We start from the raw sequence: 20,204 nt of genomic DNA, 5'->3' as shown, positions 1-20,204 counted from the left end.
ACACCTTTGGGCGGCGGTCCGCCGCGCCCTGTAAGCGGGTATGTCTCCCGCGCGACGAACAGATCGTCGGCGAAGATGACAAATTTAAAGAACGAATGTTCTATATTTTTAGATTTTTCTGATCGCCACCCTACCCTCTCAAGTCACTCATTTCTAGATTGTTGAATCATTTCATGCAGGTTCACACGCAAGGCATTCGCTATTTGTTTACGTTTATTTATTGACTGATTGTTCTTAAAACCTTATCTTGGTTTCATTCAGGAACGATCGTTCCGCATTTTTTGAGAGGGACTCCCCATGACTGAACCCGCCGCCCCTGGATGGATCACCCGTTACGCCACGGCCGTCATCCGTTTCCGTTTCCCGATTTTGGTGTTTGGTGTGATCGGCGTTGTTTTGCTTGCCACCAACGCAACCGCCCTGGTCATCAACGACGACTACCGCTATTTCTTTAATGACGACGATCCGCAACTATTGGCCTACAACGATTTACAGGATACCTATAACAAAAATGACACTATTTTGTTTGTGGTGGCCCCGAAACAAGGCGGCGTGTTTGAGCCGGACACCTTGGCCGCGATTGAAGCGTTGACCGAGGCGGCTTGGCAGATTCCTTTCGCGACCCGCGTCGATTCCATGACCAACTACCAACACACCGAGGCCGAGGGCGACGAGCTGATCGTGGCCGACTTGGTGGAGGACGCCGCCTCACTTAGCAGCGAACAGCGGGCTTACGCGGCGGGAATCGCCACGACGGAACCCTTGTTGCGTCACCGGCTGATCAACCCCGCAGCCACCGCCACCGGAATCAACGTAACCCTAGAATTGCCAGGAGTGAAGCAGGGGGAACAAAGGCCTGCCGTGGCGCGGGCAAGGGAGATTGCGGCGACGATGGGCGACCAATTCCCCGGGGTGGACATCCATCTAACCGGTATTTTGATGCTCAACAACGCCTTCGACGAAGCCGCGATGCACGACATGGCCACCTTGATGCCGTTGATGTTCGCCGTGATCGCGCTGGTGATGGCCTTGTTGCTGCGCTCCGTTTCCGGGACCGTCGCCACCTTAACCGTGGTCGGCCTGTCCGTCATGGCGGCGATGGGGTTCACCGCGTGGTTGGGGATTCCCATGTCGCCGCCGTCTTCGATTGCACCCACCTTAATTATGACGCTGGCGGTTGCCGACAGTATCCACATCATTGTCAGCATTTTGCAGCAGATGCGCGCCGGGTCCGACAAACAGACCGCCATCATTGAGAGCCTGCGGTTGAACATGCAACCCGTGTTTTTGACCAGCTTGACCACCCTTGTTGGGTTCCTCAGCTTAAATGCCTCGGCCGTGGTGCCGCTCAACGATTTGGGCAATATTACCAGCTTTGGTGTGGCCGCCGCTTTTCTGATGTCGGTCACGGTGTTGCCCGCCTTGGTGGCGATTTTGCCCTTGCGGGTCACAGCGCGCGGCGAGGAGAGCCCGTTGATGGACAAGCTGGCCGACTTCATTATTGCCCGGCGGGGACCGGTTTTGGCGGTCTCGGTTTTGGTGGTGTTTGGTTTTGCCGCGATGATCCCCAACAACGAACTCAACGACGAATTTGTGAACTACTTCGATACCGACATCCCCTTTCGCGCCGCCACCGATTTTACCACCGAGCACTTAACCGGCATTTACCAAATCGAGTTCTCGCTGCCCGCGGCGGAGACCGGCGGGATCTCCGAACCCGATTATTTGCAAACCATTGAACACTTCGCGGGCTGGTACCGCGCGCAAGCCAAGGTGGTTCATGTTGACGTGCTCAGCGATACCATGAAACGCCTCAACAAAAACATGCACGGCGGCGACGCGGCGGCCTATACCCTGCCCGCCTCGCGCGAGCTCTCGGCCCAGTACCTGTTGCTTTACGAAATGTCGTTGCCCTATGGGCTCGATCTCAACAACCGCATCGACATCGACAAAGCGGCGACCCGTTTCGTGGTCACGGTCGAAAACGCGAGTTCCCAGGAGATGCGTGACCTGGTCGAATCAGGCGCGGCTTGGTTGCGCGCCAACGCTCCGACCCACATGCAGGTCACCGGTTCCGGCATCCCGGTGATTTTCTCCTACCTGACCCTTGCCAACAGCATCGCCACCTTCCAAGGCACCCTGCTCGCCTTCCTGCTGATCACCCTGACCCTGATCATCAGCCTGCGCAGTTTCAAATACGGACTGATCAGTCTGATTCCCAACCTGGTGCCCTCGATGGTGGCTTTTGGGATCTGGGGCCTGGTGGACGGCCAGGTGAATTTTGGGCTGACCGTGGTTTCCGCGCTGAGCATTGGGATTGTGGTGGACGACACGGTTCACTTCCTGAGCAAGTACCTGCGCGCCAAACGGGAAAAAGGTTTGGATACGGAAGGCGCGATTCGCTACGCCTTCGGCACGGTCGGCCGCGCCATCACGGTGACGACGCTGGTGTTGATCCTCGGCTTCATGATCATGATGCTGTCCGACTTCGCCATGAACGAGGGCATGGGCAAATTAACCGCGATCACCCTGGCCCTGGCCCTGATCACCGATTTCTTCATGCTGCCGGCCCTGCTGCTGGTGTTGCAGCCCAAAAACGAAAAAGCAAGCGCCCCGGCTCGCCCGGTCCCCGCCGCCTAGCATCAGCCGATCCGCCGCCGGCGGTTTGTAACCGCGGGGCAACCCGCCGGCGCCCCACCAACCACTCGCCCAACCATAAAAACAGGAGTTTTTCCCAATGACCAGCTTGCTTTTCACCTTGCTTCTTTTCGCCAACCCCATCGACATCGACGCCCAAGCGGCCCAACGCGGCCTCGAGATCGCCCAAGAAGCGGACCGCCGCGACACCGGTTTTGGCGACAACGTTTCCAAAATGGACATGATCCTCACCAACCGCAAAGGCAAACAGAGCACCCGTCACATGCGCAACCGCGCCTTGGAACAAGCGGACGACGGCGATAAGTTGTTGATCCTGTTCGACCATCCCCGCGACGTCAAAGGCACCGCCTTTTTGGCCTTCACCCACCGCGTCGGTCAGGACGACCAATGGCTGTACCTGCCCGCGCTGAAACGGGTCAAACGTATTTCCTCAAGCAACAAGTCCGGCCCCTTCATGGGCAGTGAATTCGCCTACGAGGACCTGACCTCGCAGGAGGTGGAAAAGTACCGCTACGCCTACGAGGGCGAGGAAACGGTGGACGGGCAGGCCGCGTTCAAGGTGACCCGCTTCCCCAATGATCCCGATTCCGGCTACACCCGCCAAATCGTGTGGTACGACCAGGCGGAATACCGCATCTTGAAAATCGCATACTACGACCGCAAGGACAGCTTGCTCAAAACCCTGACCTACCACGATTACCAACAGTATTTGGACAAATTCTGGCGTGCCGACCGTTGGCTGATGGTGAACCACCAAACCGGCAAAAAAACCGAGCTGGTGTTCCACGCATACGCCTTCCAAACCGGGCTCGGCGACCGCGATTTCGACCAAAACAGCCTGAAGCGTGCCCGTTAAGATGGGGTTCAGGTTCATGCGCCCCATCCGAAGACAAGCCTTGTTCGTGTTTCGCACGCTTTTTCCAGAATCCGCGATCAAGGTGCTGACGGCGGCCCTGCTGCTTTCGGTTTCGTTCCCGTTCCTACAGGCGGGTGAATGGTCCGGCCAAGCGGCGCTGGAAGCTTTTGGCTTCTCGCGCGGCGGGTCCGAGCCCCAACAAGAAAACACGGCCTTCAGCGTCTTTGTTGAACCCGAGTACTACCACGCCTGGGACAACGACCGCCAATCCCTGACGGTGAAAGCCTTTTTCCGCTACGACACCCAAGACGCGGAACGCACCCACGTCGATGTGCGCGAATTGACCTGGCTGCGCGCGGCGGACAGCTGGGAATGGCGCCTGGGCGTGCGCAAGGTGTTTTGGGGCGTGACGGAATCCTTTCACCTGGTCGACATCATCAACCAAACCGATTTGGTCGAGAACCTCGACGGTGAAGAAAAGCTCGGTCAACCGATGGCGAACCTGGCTTGGATCAACGACTGGGGCACGGTCGACCTGTTTCTGCTGACGGGGTTCCGCGAGCGCACCTTCGCCGGCGCCGACGGTCGTTTGCGCGGCGGCACGGTGGTCGACAGCGATTTGGCCCATTACGCATCGGGCGCGGAGGACCAACGGCTCGACGCGGCGATTCGTTACCAGCACAGCGTGGCAGCCTGGGATGTGGGCGTTTCTCATTTCCACGGCACCTCACGCGAGCCGCTGTTCACACCGGTGGCGCGGGACGGCGCGGTGGTGTTGGCACCCTATTACCCGGTCATCGATCAAACCGGCTTGGATGTGCAAGGCACCTTCGGCAGTTGGTTGCTGAAGTTGGAAGGCGCCTATCGACACGGTTTTGGCGAAACCGATTTCGCGGCGGCGGTGGCGGGCTTCGAGTACACCTTTTTCGATGTCAAAGCCACGGGTTTGGATATCGGGGTGCTGATGGAATTTTTGTGGGACGAGCGCGACGCGGCGGCGACCCATCCCTTCGCGGACGATGTGTTTGTGGGCACGCGCTGGGCGTTAAACGATACCTGGGACACGACCTTTTTGGGCGGCGTGGTCTGGGACCGCGAGAACGCGGGCCGTTTTTGGAACCTGGAAGCGAGCCGGCGTTTGAGTGATCAGCTCAAGCTCAGTTTGGAGATGCGCACCTTCAGCAACACCGAGTCACCGGATTTGCTTCACGGTTTCCATCGCGACGACCACCTGCGTTTGGAACTGGGTTACTTCTGGTAAGCGGCCGGGTCGGCTAAGATAGACGGTAGTTTTGTGGAGGAGACGGTTGATGGGACGAGGCAGACCAATCGGTTTTGATCGCGAGCAAGCGCTGGACAAGGCGCTGATGCACTTTTACGAACGGGGTTACCATGGATCGGGCATGTCCGATTTGGTGGAGACCATGGGCATCGCGCGACAGAGTTTGTACTCGGCCTGGGGCGACAAACGCGGTTTGTTTATGGAAGCGGTCAACCGCTACGGCCACGCGCAGGAAGTGATGATCCAAGAAATTTTGGACCGCCCCGGTTCCCCCCTGCAAAACATAAGAGACGTGTTCCAAGTGATGGGTCAAATCGCGCTGGACCCGAACAGCCCGGGCTGTTTGGTGGGCAACACCATCGCGGAGTTGAACGAGGCGGATGAGGAAATCAAAAGGATGCTGTTGTCGCACTTCGAAACCATTACCGCCGCGATTCGGGCGACGCTGGTCCGCGCCAAGGAAGTGGGCGAGTTGCCGCGCGGGGTGAATGTGCGCGCAATTGCCAGCACCTTTTGCTGCATCGCCCAGGGCCTGTTCATCGCCACCAAGCTGGAAGCCGACCCCGAAATGGTCAAGGACGTGCTGGACACGGCGATGTCACTGCTGGAGTGAGGGTTTGCATCGTTGGTGTCGTGGCTTTAGGTCGCGAACCGTTAACAAGCGCATTAGCCGCAACGGCGGCAAGGAGTTCCAATCCTTGTTGTAGTGGATGTAGGTCACTAAGGTGCCGTTACTTGGTGAGACCACGGCCGCGCTGGAGTTCCAATCCTTGTTGTAGTGGATGTAGGTCACTAAGGTGTCTTTGTGGACGGGAAACCCGTCAGGATCACAGTTCCAATCCTTGTTGTAGTGGATGTAGGTCACTAAGAGTGTCCCACCTATTTCACAGCAAGCGCGGGTTTAGTTCCAATCCTTGTTGTAGTGGATGTAGGTCACTAAGAATCAAAATTTGTTGAACATTGTCGCCGGTCATTGGTTCCAATCCTTGTTGTAGTGGATGTAGGTCACTAAGAGCTATTTTTTGGAAGTGCTTTACTTTCTGGCGGTTACGGCGAAAAATCTGTTGGATCTTTTGGCCTTTTTTGGGGCGAATCTACCGGAAAACACCCTGTTTTACCTCCCAAATCGCGAGTTTTTTCTTTGCTAATTCGTTGATTTGCTTCATCTTAACGCATCTCTGACCGCTTGGGTTCGGAAAGTTTGCCTCGTTCCAACATTTTTTCCACGACGCGTGCACCCATCACAATCACAGCCCCGCCCCAAAAAACCAAGCCCTCTCCCGCCGGGATGAACCCCGGCGCTCGCCTTGGTCCGACCCCTCAGGCTTTGCGGCCAAGCATGCAAGCAAGCCACACCCACGTTTGAGGCCGATCCCATCGCCGCTTTACCCCCATTGCGCCACCACCGCCTGTTCCCTCGTGGGCATTGCTCCCCATTTAGCGCACGTGCCCTGGCTCACGGTTATTTTCCACCCTGGAACCTATGATTAGCTGCGATTCAATGATTATCTATCGCTATTTTAGTGTCCGCTCCCCTATCGCTCAGCGCCAGAAGGTGCCCCACCGGCGCCCCGGTCGTGGTCGGCCCTCCCCTACCGATTGCACCAACCCATAAGGATGGTTCCATGAGACGCGTGTTGCTTGCTTGCCTATGTTTATGGTCGTGCCTGTTCGTTTCCGCCGCGACCCCTCAACCCAAAAAAGGGCTCGACCTGCCCAACCCCATTGTTTTTGTCGCCCAGGTACCGATCCCCAACGATTTCGTCACCATCGGCGCCACCTTCGGCCATCACCGCGCCACCATGTCCCTGGTCGGGCGCGGCGGCGATTTGTACATCCGCTACACCGACGGCTCGGTCCGCAACCTGACCCGCGCCGCGGGCCTGGGCAACAACGGCCTGCAAGGCGCCGCGGCCATCAACGTGCGCGATCCCATCGTCCACTGGGACGGCCAAAAAGTGTTGTTCAGCATGGTCGTCGGCGCACCCGAACAGTTCCGCTACAACGATTATTACTGGCAACTTTACGAAATCACCGGGCTGGGCCCCAACGACACCCCCGTCGTCACCAAGTTGCCCAACCAGCCGGAAACCTACAACAACATCCAACCCTGTTACGCGCCCGACGACAGCATTATTTTTGTCTCTGACCAGCCGCGCGACGGCAGCCGCCACCACTACCCGGTCCGCGATGAATACGAAAGTACGCCGACCCCCACCGGCCTATGGAAATTGGACCCGGTCAGCGGCAACGTCCACATCCTCAACCACGCGCCCTCCGGCGCTTTTAACCCGATCATCGACAGCGACGGCCGCGTGATTTTCTCCCGCTGGGACCACCTGCAACGGGACCAACAGGCCGACGGGGGAGTGGCCAACCAGGTCCCCACCACCCAGGGCACCTTCAACTATGCGGATGAAAGCGCGCAGGCCGCGCGCCTGCCCAACCGCGACGAGCTTTTTCCCGAACCACGGGCCGCCCGGTCCGATTTGCTGCAAGGCACCAACTTGGTGGGCCACAGCTTTAACCGCTTCTTCGTTTGGCAAATCAACACCGACGGGACCGGCGAGGAAGTGATCAACCACATCGGCCGCCACGAAATGATCAGCTACTTCGCCCAGGTCTTCAACGACGACGGCGGAATTTTCGAATTCATTTCGGCGGTGTCCGGTCGCTTCAACGAACGCCCGATCCGCAACCTGTTCCGCCCACGCGAGGACCCGACCCGTCCCGGCACCTTCTACGCGATTGATGCGCCCGAATTCGGCACCCACGCCGCCGGCCAGGTGGTGATGTTCCAAGGAGCGGCGGGGGCGAACCCGGACCAAATGCCGTTTAACTATGTGACCCACCGCGACACCGCCAACACCGCCGACCAGCCGAGCAACAACCACTCCGGCCTCTACCGCGACGTGTTGGTCCTCAGCGACGGCCAAGTCCTGGCCGTGCACACGCCGGAAACACGCGGCGACACCAACCTGGGTTCCCGCGCCAACCCACTCTCCCGATACGATTTCCGCATCAAACTGCTGCAACCCGCGGGCGAGCACCAAACCGCGGGGGCGGCCATCACCAACGGCATCAACGAAACCCTTTCCTACTACGACCCCGACGTGTTGGTTTCCTACAGCGGCGCCCTGTGGGAAATGAGCCCGGTCGAACTGGTGGCAAGCACGCGGCCGACACCCCACACCGATCCGGTACCCGAGGTGGAACGCGGCGTGATCACCCAGGCGTCGGTCAACATGGAAGCGCTGCAACAGTGGATGGTCGAACGCGACCTGGCCCTGGTGGTCAGCCGCAACGTGACCACCCGCGACGCCAACGACCGTCAGCAGCCGTTTAACCTGCGCGTGGCCGACACCAACACGCAAACCCTGGGCGACGACGGCCAAATCTACGACGTGCGTTACCTGCAATTTTTCCAAGCGGACCACGTGCGCGGCGTGGGCGGCACGGAGGACCCGGCACCGGGCCGACGTGCCATCGCCCAGTTCATGCGTGAACCGGAAGAGCCGGCCAACCCACCGGGCGCGACCAACCCGCCGGGCAGCGTCTTGCTGGGCAACGACGGTTCGATGGCGGCCTTTGTGCCGGCGCGCCGCGCGTTGTCGTGGCAACTGACGGATCCCCAGGGTGTTCCGGTCGTGCGCGAACGTTTTTGGCTCACCTTCCAGCCAGGCGAGATTCGGGTATGTGCCTCCTGTCACGGGGTGAACACCGCGGACCAAGCGGGCAACCCCGAACCGGTCAACGAACCCGAGGCACTGCGCACGCTGCTGCAATACTGGAAATCGAACCAAGCCTGCGTGGCGGACCAACGGGACCGCGACCAAAACCTAAGCGTGAATGTGCTGGATGCAGCGCTGCTGGTGAACGCCGTCCGTGACAACGACACCAGCCACGACCAAAACTGCGACGCGGTGGTAAACAACGACGACGTCCGCCGCTGGTGCGCCGGCTGGCTCAGTTTGTAGGAAAGCCAAGAACCAAAAAAGAAGATTCCTCCCATCTAGAAAACGCGCTTCTATTTAGAATTTGGTAACCATTTTTTGGGTTGGCCGTTCGGTCAACCCAAAAGCGCTGTTTTTCCACCGAAGGAAACACAAAAAAATATCCTATTTTTTAATTTGACATTAACAAACAAAAAGTGCCACCATGGCTCAACTACTTTTTCTGACCTCATGATCTCAACAACTGAAGTCCTGTTTGAATTCATCCAGAGCGAATCAAGCGTTATTTGGCCTAAATAGCTTGATTTTTTGGGCCTTCATTTCTCCACTATCCATGTTATGGAGTTAGATTATGATCCGTCGGGTTACGCTGTTCTTATTCTTGATTTCCCTTTCAATGTTTGGATGGCGGTTAAATACCAGCCAAGGTCAGTTACCAATTTATTTAAACCAAAGAGAAGCCCCACTTGTTCATAACTGCTCATGCCGATGCGCTAAAATGAAGTTCATATGCAAGCAATATTTCTGCGTTACAGAATCATTTTTCTTTAAGCGCTGCACAATTATGTTTGGTGACGATTGTACTACCGACGGACTCGGCGATCCGTGCATTGACTTTTTGACCATGTTTGAATCATTATGCACACCACAGTAAAGTTATTTAATATCTACTTCAGGCTCATTCTCTTTCTTCTCTTCTTGCTCACCATTGGTTGCGAAAACCATTCGTTCAACAACAAAGAATCTTTAAAACCCATCTCTAAGGGGAAAAATTACAACCAGGTCAAATCGCTTACGGATCTTCTGGAAGTCGAAACAGCTTTCCCACTTGAACAAAACGATTTATTTTTTTCAGACGACCCAAAGCTAGCGATGCTAACAGAATCAGGCATCTTTCTTTCCGATGAGCGGGGTAACAACCTTTTCCGTTTCCATCTCGACGGCAGTTTTGATCGACGCATTGCGGCCGCGGGCGAAGGGCCGCGGGATGTCCACCGACTCCATTTTGGTACCCGAATTTTCGACGATTTATTGGCGTTTTGGGAACTTCAGCGCGCGCATTTGGTGGTGTTCTCGGCGCAAGGCGAATTTAAATTCCGTGTTGATTTGCGCAACCCCATCAAGGTACCAGGAAAACAGGTTCCCATCGGAACCGCTTTCGCTTGGCCGACAAAAGACCGATTGATCTTGGCCGGGGTATTTGATGGCACCGAACAAAAAATAGGAACCGCCTTGTATCAGGTTAGCTGGACGTCCGATGGCGAAATAGAAAGGATACAATTTGACACCATGCTGTGTTACCGGGAACGCCATCCCGAGCAAAAGTATGGCGACGGTACCGCTGATCACCTGGTTCAAGTAGGAGAAACATTTTGGTTAGGCAGCCCCGATTTCTCTCGCCTCACCTTTCTCTCGCCAACAGAACCATCAAAGGTTGTCTACGACATTCAGGTTCCCGACCCACTCACACCGGCTTTGTACGATCAAGTGGACTGGTCCAACCGAAGAAACCGCTTCGAATTATTCAACAAAAACGGCATGGTTCACGACATACAAACCTTCTCCAATCTCATTTTGGTAAAAGTCGGCGCTCTGGGTTATGTGCCTTTTGATCCAGACGGAACCCAACTCGCCGAACACCGGATACGTGCCAATATGTCGACCTTAAAAGACGTTTATGAAGAAACCGGCCTCTTCATCACCAACCGAAAGTACGTGCTTTTCCTTGAGGAACATATTGGCAGAACCATCAGAATCCCTTCCGATTATGATCGGGAAGATGAAGAACAACCCTTTGTTGTTTTAACAAGGCTCAAACCTGACTTTCGTTAGGTGAAAAAGCATCGGTGACATCAGCCAAACACAGGAAATTCATCTCAAAAGGGCGCTTAGCCGGCGCCCTTCTTGTTCACGGCATGAATCAAAAATCACCCCTACCGGAATGGGCCGCCGATGTTGATGTAGAGCAGGTCGAGCACGGTGATTTGGTCGTCGCCGTCGGCGTCGAAGGTGATGTCGGTGCCGCCCCAATCCGATACCACCAAACGCAGGTCGAAGATGTTGTTGGCCTGGTCCTGGTTGGGGTCCGTCATCAGCACGTTGTCCGAAACCAGCAACAACGCGGTTGCCTCGGCGGTTTGTTGGGTTTGGGTGTTGGTTAGGGTAAAAACAAACGCCGTGGTTTCAAGGAATTCACTTGGGTTTTCCGACAGGTTTTGTGCGTTTGAAATCGCGGTGTTGGTGTTTTGGTTGACCCAGGCGTAATCCGGGGCGCTTCCCTCACAGGTCACGTTGGCAATGATCGACACATTGCCCACGCCCAGGGCTTGCACCCGCGGGAACACCTCGGCGGCGGTGCTGCCCAGCGTCAATTCAGCCGGGCTGCTGGTCAGGGTGACACAGTTGTCGTCGACGGTGCAGTGGTAGGTCCCCTCCATGCCCAGGTTGAGGTTGGTCAGGGTCAAGGTGCGTCCGGTTTCTCCCGGTATCGCGCTGTCGTTGAAGAACCATTGCACGGCGGCTGCGCCGGTGGTCTGCACGCCCACCGAAAAGGTGGCGGTGCCGGCGATGCAGCCGGCTGTCGTCGCCGGCTGCTGGGTGATGCTGGTTTGAATTGAACCGGCCGCAACGGTGAAAGCGGAAGACGCATAAGTCCCGCACGGTGTGGTGACCATGCAATCGTAGACGCCGGCGTGGTTGTTGCCCTCGGCGACGGTGAGGACGGCCGTGGTTGCGCCGGCCAGGGCCGTGCCGTCGCGGCGCCACTGAAACGCGGTCGGCGTCTGGCCGTCCACGGCGACGGTTAAATCAATCGATTCGCCCGCGCACAAGGTCAGCGGATCATTCCTTGGGATGCCGTTCACACCGGCGGTGGCGGGCTCGCAAAATTTCAGATCAAAGAAGGCGTTGGGTTCGGCACCGTCGAGCGGGCTGAACGGCAGTTGGATAAAACCGTCGCGGGTATAGAAATTGCCGGTTCCGAAGGGGCGCAGGGTTAAACCACGGCCCGCCTCGGGCGCGGCGATGGGGATTTGGAGTACCGACAACAAGCCCGTATCGCGTGCGGCCAGGTTCAGGTTACTCGTAGAGAAGGCGAGCGCAAAAATTTGGCGGTCATCCTGATTTGCGGCAATCACAAAGTTGGCCGCGGCACCAACCGGCAGGAACAGCGTGGGCAACAGCGGGTCCAAGGTTTGTTCCTGCAAGCCGTTGTACAGGTTCCCACAGGTGTGGCTAAACCCTTGAATGTATTGGTTCAGCGGGACGGGCGGATTGGCCAAACCGGTCACAAATATATTCGTCGACACCACGGAGGTCGCCAACACCTGACCGGTCCCACCGGTCACGATGCCGTCGGGATCGTTTAACTGCAAATCGAAACTAACCTGTCCGAAATCCCGAACTTGATCGGTGTTGTTCCGCAAAAAAACGGGTACCTGGACACAGACGGCCTGGCCCTCGGTGACATGGGTCCCAAGGGTGATGTCGGGAATAAACAGGTCAAAATCCTGCGCAGACAGCGGGGACAACAACAGCGAAACAAGACTTAACCAACGAAACGACGTGTACATGGGAAGGGCCTCCTCCGAGTTAATCGCACGAGGCGACCATGGGGTTGGGGTAACGGTTGCCGCTATTCCCTCACCAATAGCGACTTCAATCAAGAGGGAAAAGGGGTTATTTCCGAATTTTGAAAGCACCACCCAAACGAGGCGACGGGACCGCCTCTTTTTTCTGAAGCGAGCGATGCCGCTTGTGCCAAGCCATAGGGACTTGAGGAGAAAGGATTTGACGGGAAAATCGATTGACATTGATATTCAGTCTCAATAAAGTAGTGTCCCGTCGGGCGTCTCTCTTTCGGACCTCGCTGTTTTTCATTTCTCTTGCTTTCTTTCATGGAGCTAGCTATGTCTGTTTTTTCGTGTCACACGGATTCGTTCCATCCGCGATATTTCCTTTCGCGAACTTTTGCTTATTCACTATTTGGGCTGAGCGCGTTTTTTCCTTCACACGCCCAAACGCCTGAAGAAAACCCACCCGAAAAGGTCCACGAACAGATCGTGGTCAAGGGTGAAAAAACAGACCGAAGCCTGGCCGAAACCGTTTCATCCGTGCGGGTTGCGACGGATGAGGAGATGAAAAAGGCCGATGTGCGCGACATGTATGCCATGATCACCCGCACCGCCAACGTGGCCACCCGCTTCGGCGATAACGGCTTTTCCATTCGCGGTGTCGACGCGGTCGACGTGTCCGGCGGCGGCTTTAACGGCTTGGCCTCGGTCTACGTGGACGGCTCGGTGCTGGGCCGCCGTACCATCGAAGGCGGGCCACTCAGCACCTGGGATTTGGAACAGGTCGAGGTCTTCCGCGGCCCACAATCCACCACCCAAGGCCGCAACGCGCTGGCCGGCAGCATTTTCCTGCGTTCCAAACAGCCGACCTTCTCGCAACAGGGCGCATTTAAGCTGTCCGGCGGCGAGGCGGGCGAAAGCCAAGTGGCCTTTGCCCACGGCGGCGCGCTCATCGACGGCAAGCTGGCCTACCGCGTTTCCGCGGATCACCGCCAACACGAGGGTTTTGTCACCAACCCGCACATCAACACGGACGCGGACGAAAGCGAACAAGCAACCTACCGCGCCAAACTACTGTACATCCCTTTTGAAGACCGCGACCTCAGCTTCCAATTGACCTTAACCCACGGCAGCGCCGACAAGGGCTGGGACAGCCAACGCTCCGATGTCAACGATCCCTACGCCACCCGTGAGGCGCCCTTCGACATCGAGACCTACAACGATTACCGCACCCAGATCGCGACACTCGAAACCAACTACCACTGGTCGGAAACCTGGTCATTGCACGCGGTTACCAGCTATAACCAAGGCGACTACGACGCGCAATTTGACAACGACCTGAGCCCGCGGGATCTGGGTTCCACGGTGCGTGCCTTGGAAAACACCAACCTCACCCAAGACATTCGCTTTAACTACACGGGCAAAAAGTTGCGCGGGTTGATCGGCATCTACGCGGCGGACCTGGAGGACGATGACGGCTACCGGGGCCGCGTGGCCTTGTCCTCGGCGGCGCTGGGCATCCCGGCCGCGCTCGCCGATTTTTACCCGGCGCTGTTGCAGGCAAACACGACCTCGGCCAACCGCGCGGAAACCCGCAACCTCGCGGTTTACACGGATTTCCACCTTGACCTGAACCCGCGCTGGCAGCTCCAAGCCGGGCTGCGCTACGATCACGAAACCTTTGACCTCGACATCAACAATACGGCGGGCCTGCTCTCGCAACTTCCCAACCCGGCCGATTTCCCGACCCCGCCCTACCCGGCCGAACTGGGTCAAGGCATCGCCCTGGTGAACGGCGCGATTGCAGCCCAAATCGCGGGCGCCAACGGCGCGGGCACGGGCGACACGGATTTCGACGCCGTACTTCCCTCGCTCAGCCTACGCTACACGGCGACCAACGACGTCAGCCTGGCGGCCTCGATCCGTCGCGGTTATCGCGCGGGCGGCGTCGCGGTCAACGCGGTTCGCGCCTCGGTCAGCAATTACGATCCCGAATTCACCTGGAACTACGAATTGGCCCTGCGCGCACCGCTGCTTGACAACCGCCTGCTGCTCAGCAGCAATTTGTTTTATACGGATTGGTCGGACCAACAAATCACGGTGCCCCTCTCCGCCAACCAATTCGATACCGAGGTCATCAACGCGGGCGAATCGCGCCTCTACGGCGCGGAGCTGGAACTGCGCGGCCACATTCGTGCGAATTGGGATCTCTACCTGGGTTACGGCTACACCAACACGCGCTTTGAGAACTTCGTTACCCCGGACGGCCGCGACTACACCGGCAACCGCTTCCCCGGCGCGGCCGAGCAATCGTGGACGCTGGGCTCGGCCTACCAACATACGGGCGGCTTTTTCGCCCAAGGCGACGTCAATTACCTGGGCGACAGCTACCGATCACCAGGAAATGAGGCGGTCGGTTTGCAGGACGCACGCACGCTGGTGAACACCCAATTGGGTTACGGCTTTCAGCACTGGGGCCTCTACGCTTACGCGCGCAACCTGCTGGATGAAGAGTACGTGACCGTGGGCAAAGTGCGCGAGGGTGCGATTATCGCCCTGGGCGACCCGCGCGTGGTCGGCGCCTCGATCCGCGTCAACTGGTAAGCAGCCATGACAAGCCTTTTCGCGCCATCCCATCCGCTTGCGTTTGCGATCACCACCGCGGCCCTGTTGCTGTGGTTCCACGGTCGCGCCAAAGACCTGCCGCGCGGCAAACGCCGCTTCCTCCAATGCACCGCGCTGATTGCCGCCCTCAACGGGGCGGCGACCTGGATCGTCCTGCTCGGTCCCGGTCCCGGCATCGTCGGCGCGCTGTGGTCGGCCACGCTGATCGCGCCACTGATCGTGCTCAGCCACAAAATCCTGCCCCGCGCCGCCACCGCTTGGCCGTGGCTCTGCATCCTCGCCGGAGGTCTCCATGTCGTCACAAGCTAAGGCGGTCACGCCCAAACCCTGGGGGCGTATCAGCGCGGGCACCCTCGGCGGTTTGTTACTCGCCCTCGCCGTGGGTGTGAGCTGCTCGGTATTTTGGCCGTCGGACCCGTTCGACCGCATGTTCATGGGCGCCCTGCTGTTCCCCGGCGTGTGGGTTACGGCGATGTGCACGGCCTTCACGGCCCACACGGGCAAACAAGCCTGGCTGTGGGTCGGCGTGCCGACACTCCTGTTCACCGCCCTCGCCACCACCGGCTTATTCCTATTCAAACAAGCGGTTTAACCCGCCGTGCCGCCAGGCTTAGCCCTATTTAAACAAGCGGTTTAACCCACCGCGCCGCCCGGTTCACACCCGCCCAAAAGCGGATGAACCCCAACGCCCTCGGCCTTTTGGAGCCCTCTTATGAACCAACGTAACCGCAAGATTATGCTCGAAACCCACGCCTGGGCGGGGTTGATCCTCGGTGTGCTGCTGTTTGTGATTTGTTTCTCGGGATCGGTCGCAATGTTCGTGGGCGAACTAGGCGCCTGGACCAATCCCCACCTGCGCCGCGCCTACAACCCGGCCCCCTTCTCGCTGGAAGCCCGCTACCAAGATGCACGCGCGGCGGGCCTCACCCAACCCAACGTGTTTATTGCGATGCCCTCGCCCGCGCAGCCCTACCTCAGCCTTGCCACCTTCCACAACGGCGAACACCAGGACATCCACATCGATCCCCACACGGGCGAGCTGCTGCCGACGCACCACGCGGAAATTTCCGAATTCCTCGGGCACCTGCACACGGACCTTCACCTTCCCTACCCCCTCGGCCGCTATTCAATCGGCCTGAGCGGCATCTTTTTGCTGCTCCTGCTGGTTACAGGGTTCCTGATCCACCGCAAACGCTGGAGCGAACTCTGGCTAACCCGCCCCACCAAAACCCGCCGCATGTGGCTGACCGACATCCACAAGGTGCTGGGTACCTGGGGTTTACCCTTCACCCTGGTGATTGCCTTCACCGGCGCGATCCTCGGCCTGCTCGGCTTCCTCGGTCCCTTCATGGCGCTGGCGACCTACAACGGTGATGTTGACGCGGCGACCCAGGCGTTTAGCGGCCCACCCGCGCAACGCACGGAACAGCCAGCACCCATGATGTCCTTGGACACCCTGCGCGAGCGCGTGCTCAGCGACGACCCGTCGATGGATATCCAATACGTGAGCCTGCGCGAATACGGTGACGGCGGCGCCCAAATCGAATTCAACGGGCCGGCACGGGAAACCCTCACTTACCAAAACGCCTTTGTCTTTAGCGGTGCCGACGGTGCATTGCTCCACCGCGTTAACTGGAACCAAGGCGGTGTCTGGCACCAACTCTTCGGCATGGTGACCCCGCTGCACTTCGGTAGCTTTGGCGGACCGCTGTTGAAATGGCTCTACTTCCTGTTGGGCCTATCGCTGACGGCCTTGTGCGCAACGGGTACCATGATCTGGCTGGAAAAACGGCTGCACCAAAAACACGGCGCGGCGCCGAGCACAAACCGTTACGCCCGTTTTGCGATGGGCGTCTGCGGCGGGTTGCCCACCGCGACGGCCGTCCTGTTTTTGACCCACGCCCTGCTCGCGGGCGATGCGCCTTACGTGGCTTTTTGGCTGACCTGGCTGGGCGTGGTGTTGCTCGCATGGTTCGGCCCTACCCCCGCGCAGCTCACCCTCCCCCTGACGGCGGCCAACGCGGCGACGGCCTGGCTGATTCCCCTGGTTAACGGCCTGGCGACGGGTGATTTTCTCTGGCGCAGCTATCGCGAATTGCCTTATGTGTTCGCGGTCGATGCCGTGTTTTTCCTGATCGGCCTGACGCTATGGGTCGTTTTGCAGCGTCGCCTATGGCCCTCCACCCGGCCCGCCCAGGCGCGGGTATTGACACCGAGCCGCGAAAGCTGACCCCTTCCCCCAAAACCCCATACGAAAAGCACCCCGGCGACGCGCCGGCAGGCCCGCGCGCGTCGCCGGGCAAGCCCGCTTTCCTATCCGCAAACATCTTGTAAAACGTGATTTACCCCGCACTTTGATCAAGTTGTCGCTTGCTGATTCAGACCTTTTCTTGCTATAAACTTTATTGAGATAGAGTCTCAATAAACAGGTTCTCCATCATTCATTTCCCCTACGCCGCAATCTCCAAGGACACACGCATGACCCCATTTACCGGACAAACCTATCTCGAAAGCCTGCGCGACAACCGCCAGGTGTGGATTTACGGCGAACGCGTTGCGGATGTGACCACACACCCCGCGTTTGCGACCTCGGCGCGGATGATCGCCCGCATGTACGACGCGCTCCACGACCCCGACCGGCGCGAGACCTTAACCGCGCCGCTGGAAAACGGCGGTTTCACCCATAAATTCTTTAACCCGGCCCATTCAGCCGAGGAACTGCTCGCCGCGCGGGATGCGATTGTTGCCTGGGCCAAAATGAGTTATGGCTGGATGGGCCGCTCGCCCGAATACAAAGCAAGCCTGCTCGCGACCCTGGGCGTGAACGCCGAATTTTACGGTGATTTTGCCGATAACGCGCGTGCCTGGTTCCAAAAAGCGCGGGAACGGGTGTATTACTTCAACCACGCCATTGTGAACCCACCGGTGGACCGCAACCTGAGCGCGGACCAGTCGGCCGATGTGTTTCTCAAGCTGGACCGCGAAACGGACGGCGGCATCATCGTGAGCGGCGCCAAGGCGGTCGCCACCGGATCGGCCCTAACCCATTACAACTTCATCGCGCAAACGGCGCAGATCACCAACGCCGACATGGCCTTGACCTTCATCGTGCCCATCGACGCGCCGGGCGTGAAGTTGCTGTGCCGGCCCTCCTACCCGGCCGCGGTACAGCATACCGGCTCACCGTTCGACTATCCCCTTTCCAGCCGATTTGACGAAAACGACTCGGTACTGATTTTCAAAGAAGTGTTCGTGCCTTGGGAAAACCTGTTCATCTACCGCGACACGGCCAAAACCAAACGATTTATGGCCCACTCGGGTTTTGTACCCAACTCGTGTTTCCAAGCCTGCACCCGTCTTGCGGTGAAGTTGGACTTCTTAACCGGCCTGCTGGTGAAAGGCGTCGAAGCCACCGGCAGCTTGGAATTCCGCGGGGTGCGGGCACAGATCGGCGAGGTGCTGGCCTACCGCAACACCTTGTGGGCCTTGTCCGACGCCATGGCGCGCAACCCGGAGCCTTGGGTTCAGGGCACGGTGTTGCCCAACAGCCGTTACGCCACCGCCTACCGCGTGATTTCCACCGCGGCCTACGCCCGCTACCACGAGGTGGTGCGCCAGATCGTGGCCAGTGGGTTGGTGTACGTGAACTCCTCCAGCGCCGATTTCAAAAACCCGGAACTGCGACCCGACCTGGACCAATACCTACGCGGCTCGCAAACGGACGCGGAAGAACGCATGAAGGTGATGAAGCTGTTGTGGGACGCCACCGGTTCGGAATTTGGCGGGCGCCATCTGCTTTACGAACACAACTACCTGGGCAGCCACGAATTCGTGCGTCTCGATTCGTTTTTTTCGAGCCTTGGCAACGGCGACCTCAACGACTGCGTCGACATGGTCGACGACTGCATGGACGAATACGATTTGGACGGCTGGACCGCTCCCGATTTGGCCGAGGCCGACGCCCTGGCGCGGCGTGTACCAGTCGGCAGCCCCGCTTAGCCCGCATCACACATCAATCCAGGTTCTTCCGAGGCGGTTCGCCGCAAGGGCCGCGCTGTGCCCGTTTTTCGATGCCGTCCTTCGCCGCCAACCCACTGCAAGCAAACCTTGGAAACGAGGCTCACAGGAGGTCACCCCATGCACGCGTTTTCTCACGAATTGGATCAACCGCAACTGGACCACATCGAACTTTTCGTCGGCATGGCCAAGATGGTGGTTTTTTGGCACGAACGTGCGCTCGGATTCCGCACCATCGCCTACGCCGGCCCCGAAACCGGGGTGCTTGACCGGGTTTCCTATGTGCTCGAAAAAAACGGCATCCGCCTGGTTGTCACCTCGGCGGCCCACCCCAGCGCCTACGACATCCTCTCCTTTGTGGACCGCCACGGCAACGGGGTCAAACACCTCGCCTTCACGGTGGACCAGGTTGACGCGGCCTTCGCGGAGGCGGTCAAACGCGGCGCCATTCCCTTGGGTGAACCCATCACCCAAACGGACAAAAACGGTTCCATTCGCACGGCGCGCCTCAAATTCCTCGACGGCAACGAACTCACCCTGTTCGACCGCACCGCTTACGACGGCTGTTTTGCGCCGGGTTATGAAGCGGTCCAACGGGCGGCGAACCACGAGGACCAGGGTTTGCGCCACATCGACCACATCGCGTTCGGGGTGTACCCCAACGAAATGACGCGATGGACGGACTACTTCACCAGCTTGTTCGGCGGCACCTTGCTGCAGACCTGGGACGAGGAGGACGTGGGCAGCACGGTTTCCGGAATGCGGCTGGCGGTTTGGCGCGCGGCCAACCGCGCCTTAACCGGGGTTTTTGTGGAACCGGTCAAAAGCCGCAACCCGTCGCAGGTCCAGGAGTACCTGGAGGCCTTCCACGGCAGCGGCGTGCAACACGTGGCCTTTGCCACCGACGATATTTTCGCAACGGTGGCAACCATGCGCGCGGCCGGGGTGGAATTCGTGGCCTACCCGACCACCTATTACGACAACCTGCGCAAGGCGGGTCGGTTACCCCATGCGCTGATCGACCAACTGGAAGAACAGTGCATCCTCTGCGACAAGCAAGGGAAGGCCTATCTTTTTCAAACCTTTACCAAACCCTTCGGCGACCGGCCCACCTTTTTTTACGAAATCATCCAACGCCGGTGCAACTACGAAGGTTTTGGCCAAGACAACGTCCGCGCCTTATTTGAAGCGGTCGAACAAGACCAGGCCCGCCGCGGCAGCCTGGTTACCCGGTGAGGCAA

Annotated in this window: 13 protein-coding genes, 1 pseudogene and 1 CRISPR repeat array; of the genes and pseudogenes, 13 read left to right on the top strand and 1 reads right to left on the bottom strand. The window is 58.5% G+C overall.

Annotated elements, in window-relative coordinates; all coding sequences use genetic code 11:
- Window positions 1-297 precede the first annotated feature (297 nt).
- The 7 genes and pseudogenes from J3U88_RS03505 (at window position 298) to J3U88_RS34160 (ending at window position 10,582) form a co-directional block, all read left to right on the top strand.
- On the top strand, window positions 298-2,640 hold the full coding sequence (locus J3U88_RS03505) for an efflux RND transporter permease subunit (RefSeq protein WP_207856759.1): 2,343 nt from the start codon (window positions 298-300) through the stop codon (window positions 2,638-2,640).
- Between the two features lie 97 nt (window positions 2,641-2,737).
- Window positions 2,738-3,514: an outer membrane lipoprotein-sorting protein gene (locus tag J3U88_RS03500; RefSeq protein WP_207856757.1), complete on the top strand. Its 777-nt coding sequence runs from the start codon at window positions 2,738-2,740 to the stop codon at window positions 3,512-3,514.
- A 16-nt stretch (window positions 3,515-3,530) separates the two neighbouring features.
- Window positions 3,531-4,775 (top strand): hypothetical protein, encoded by a 1,245-nt coding sequence (locus J3U88_RS03495; protein WP_207856755.1) that lies wholly within the window; start codon window positions 3,531-3,533, stop codon window positions 4,773-4,775.
- A gap of 49 nt (window positions 4,776-4,824) precedes the next feature.
- Window positions 4,825-5,409: a TetR/AcrR family transcriptional regulator gene (locus J3U88_RS03490; protein WP_207856753.1), complete on the top strand. Its 585-nt coding sequence runs from the start codon at window positions 4,825-4,827 to the stop codon at window positions 5,407-5,409.
- Window positions 5,410-5,483: 74 nt separating this feature from the next.
- Window positions 5,484-5,809: a CRISPR direct-repeat array (repeat unit 38 nt; unit sequence AGTTCCAATCCTTGTTGTAGTGGATGTAGGTCACTAAG).
- A 612-nt stretch (window positions 5,810-6,421) separates the two neighbouring features.
- Complete coding sequence (locus J3U88_RS03485) at window positions 6,422-8,773, top strand: HzsA-related protein (protein ID WP_207856751.1); 2,352 nt, start codon at window positions 6,422-6,424, stop codon at window positions 8,771-8,773.
- A 615-nt stretch (window positions 8,774-9,388) separates the two neighbouring features.
- Window positions 9,389-9,724 (top strand): annotated as a pseudogene (locus J3U88_RS35220) (hypothetical protein); the annotation flags it as partial.
- 213 nt (window positions 9,725-9,937) lie between these two features.
- Window positions 9,938-10,582, top strand: coding sequence for a hypothetical protein (locus J3U88_RS34160; RefSeq protein WP_243435763.1), 645 nt, complete (start codon window positions 9,938-9,940; stop codon window positions 10,580-10,582).
- Window positions 10,583-10,683: 101 nt separating this feature from the next.
- Here the strand turns inward: J3U88_RS34160 and J3U88_RS03475 are convergent, their stop codons facing one another.
- Window positions 10,684-12,321, bottom strand: a complete 1,638-nt coding sequence (locus J3U88_RS03475) for an immunoglobulin domain-containing protein (RefSeq protein ID WP_207856747.1) — start codon at window positions 12,319-12,321, stop codon at window positions 10,684-10,686.
- Between the two features lie 336 nt (window positions 12,322-12,657).
- Between J3U88_RS03475 and J3U88_RS03470 the strand changes: the two genes are divergently transcribed.
- From J3U88_RS03470 to hppD, 6 genes are all read left to right on the top strand, one after another.
- Window positions 12,658-14,925, top strand: coding sequence for a TonB-dependent receptor (locus J3U88_RS03470; RefSeq protein WP_207856745.1), 2,268 nt, complete (start codon window positions 12,658-12,660; stop codon window positions 14,923-14,925).
- A gap of 6 nt (window positions 14,926-14,931) precedes the next feature.
- Window positions 14,932-15,255, top strand: coding sequence for a hypothetical protein (locus J3U88_RS03465; RefSeq protein ID WP_207856743.1), 324 nt, complete (start codon window positions 14,932-14,934; stop codon window positions 15,253-15,255).
- Entirely contained in the window at window positions 15,239-15,538 is a 300-nt protein-coding gene (locus J3U88_RS03460; RefSeq protein WP_207856741.1) for a hypothetical protein, read from the top strand. The genes J3U88_RS03465 and J3U88_RS03460 overlap by 17 nt, the downstream gene beginning before the upstream one ends.
- Window positions 15,539-15,658: 120 nt before the next feature.
- Window positions 15,659-17,176: a PepSY-associated TM helix domain-containing protein gene (locus J3U88_RS03455; RefSeq protein ID WP_207856739.1), complete on the top strand. Its 1,518-nt coding sequence runs from the start codon at window positions 15,659-15,661 to the stop codon at window positions 17,174-17,176.
- 248 nt (window positions 17,177-17,424) lie between these two features.
- Window positions 17,425-18,945: a 4-hydroxyphenylacetate 3-hydroxylase family protein gene (locus J3U88_RS03450; protein ID WP_207856737.1), complete on the top strand. Its 1,521-nt coding sequence runs from the start codon at window positions 17,425-17,427 to the stop codon at window positions 18,943-18,945.
- A gap of 138 nt (window positions 18,946-19,083) precedes the next feature.
- Window positions 19,084-20,199 (top strand): 4-hydroxyphenylpyruvate dioxygenase, encoded by a 1,116-nt coding sequence (gene hppD / locus J3U88_RS03445; RefSeq protein WP_207856736.1) that lies wholly within the window; start codon window positions 19,084-19,086, stop codon window positions 20,197-20,199.
- The last annotated feature ends 5 nt before the right edge of the window (window positions 20,200-20,204 follow it).

The organism is Acanthopleuribacter pedis, assembly GCF_017377855.1.
GTDB lineage: Bacteria > Acidobacteriota > Holophagae > Acanthopleuribacterales > Acanthopleuribacteraceae > Acanthopleuribacter > Acanthopleuribacter pedis.
This window is presented reverse-complemented; position numbering and strand designations above follow the sequence as displayed.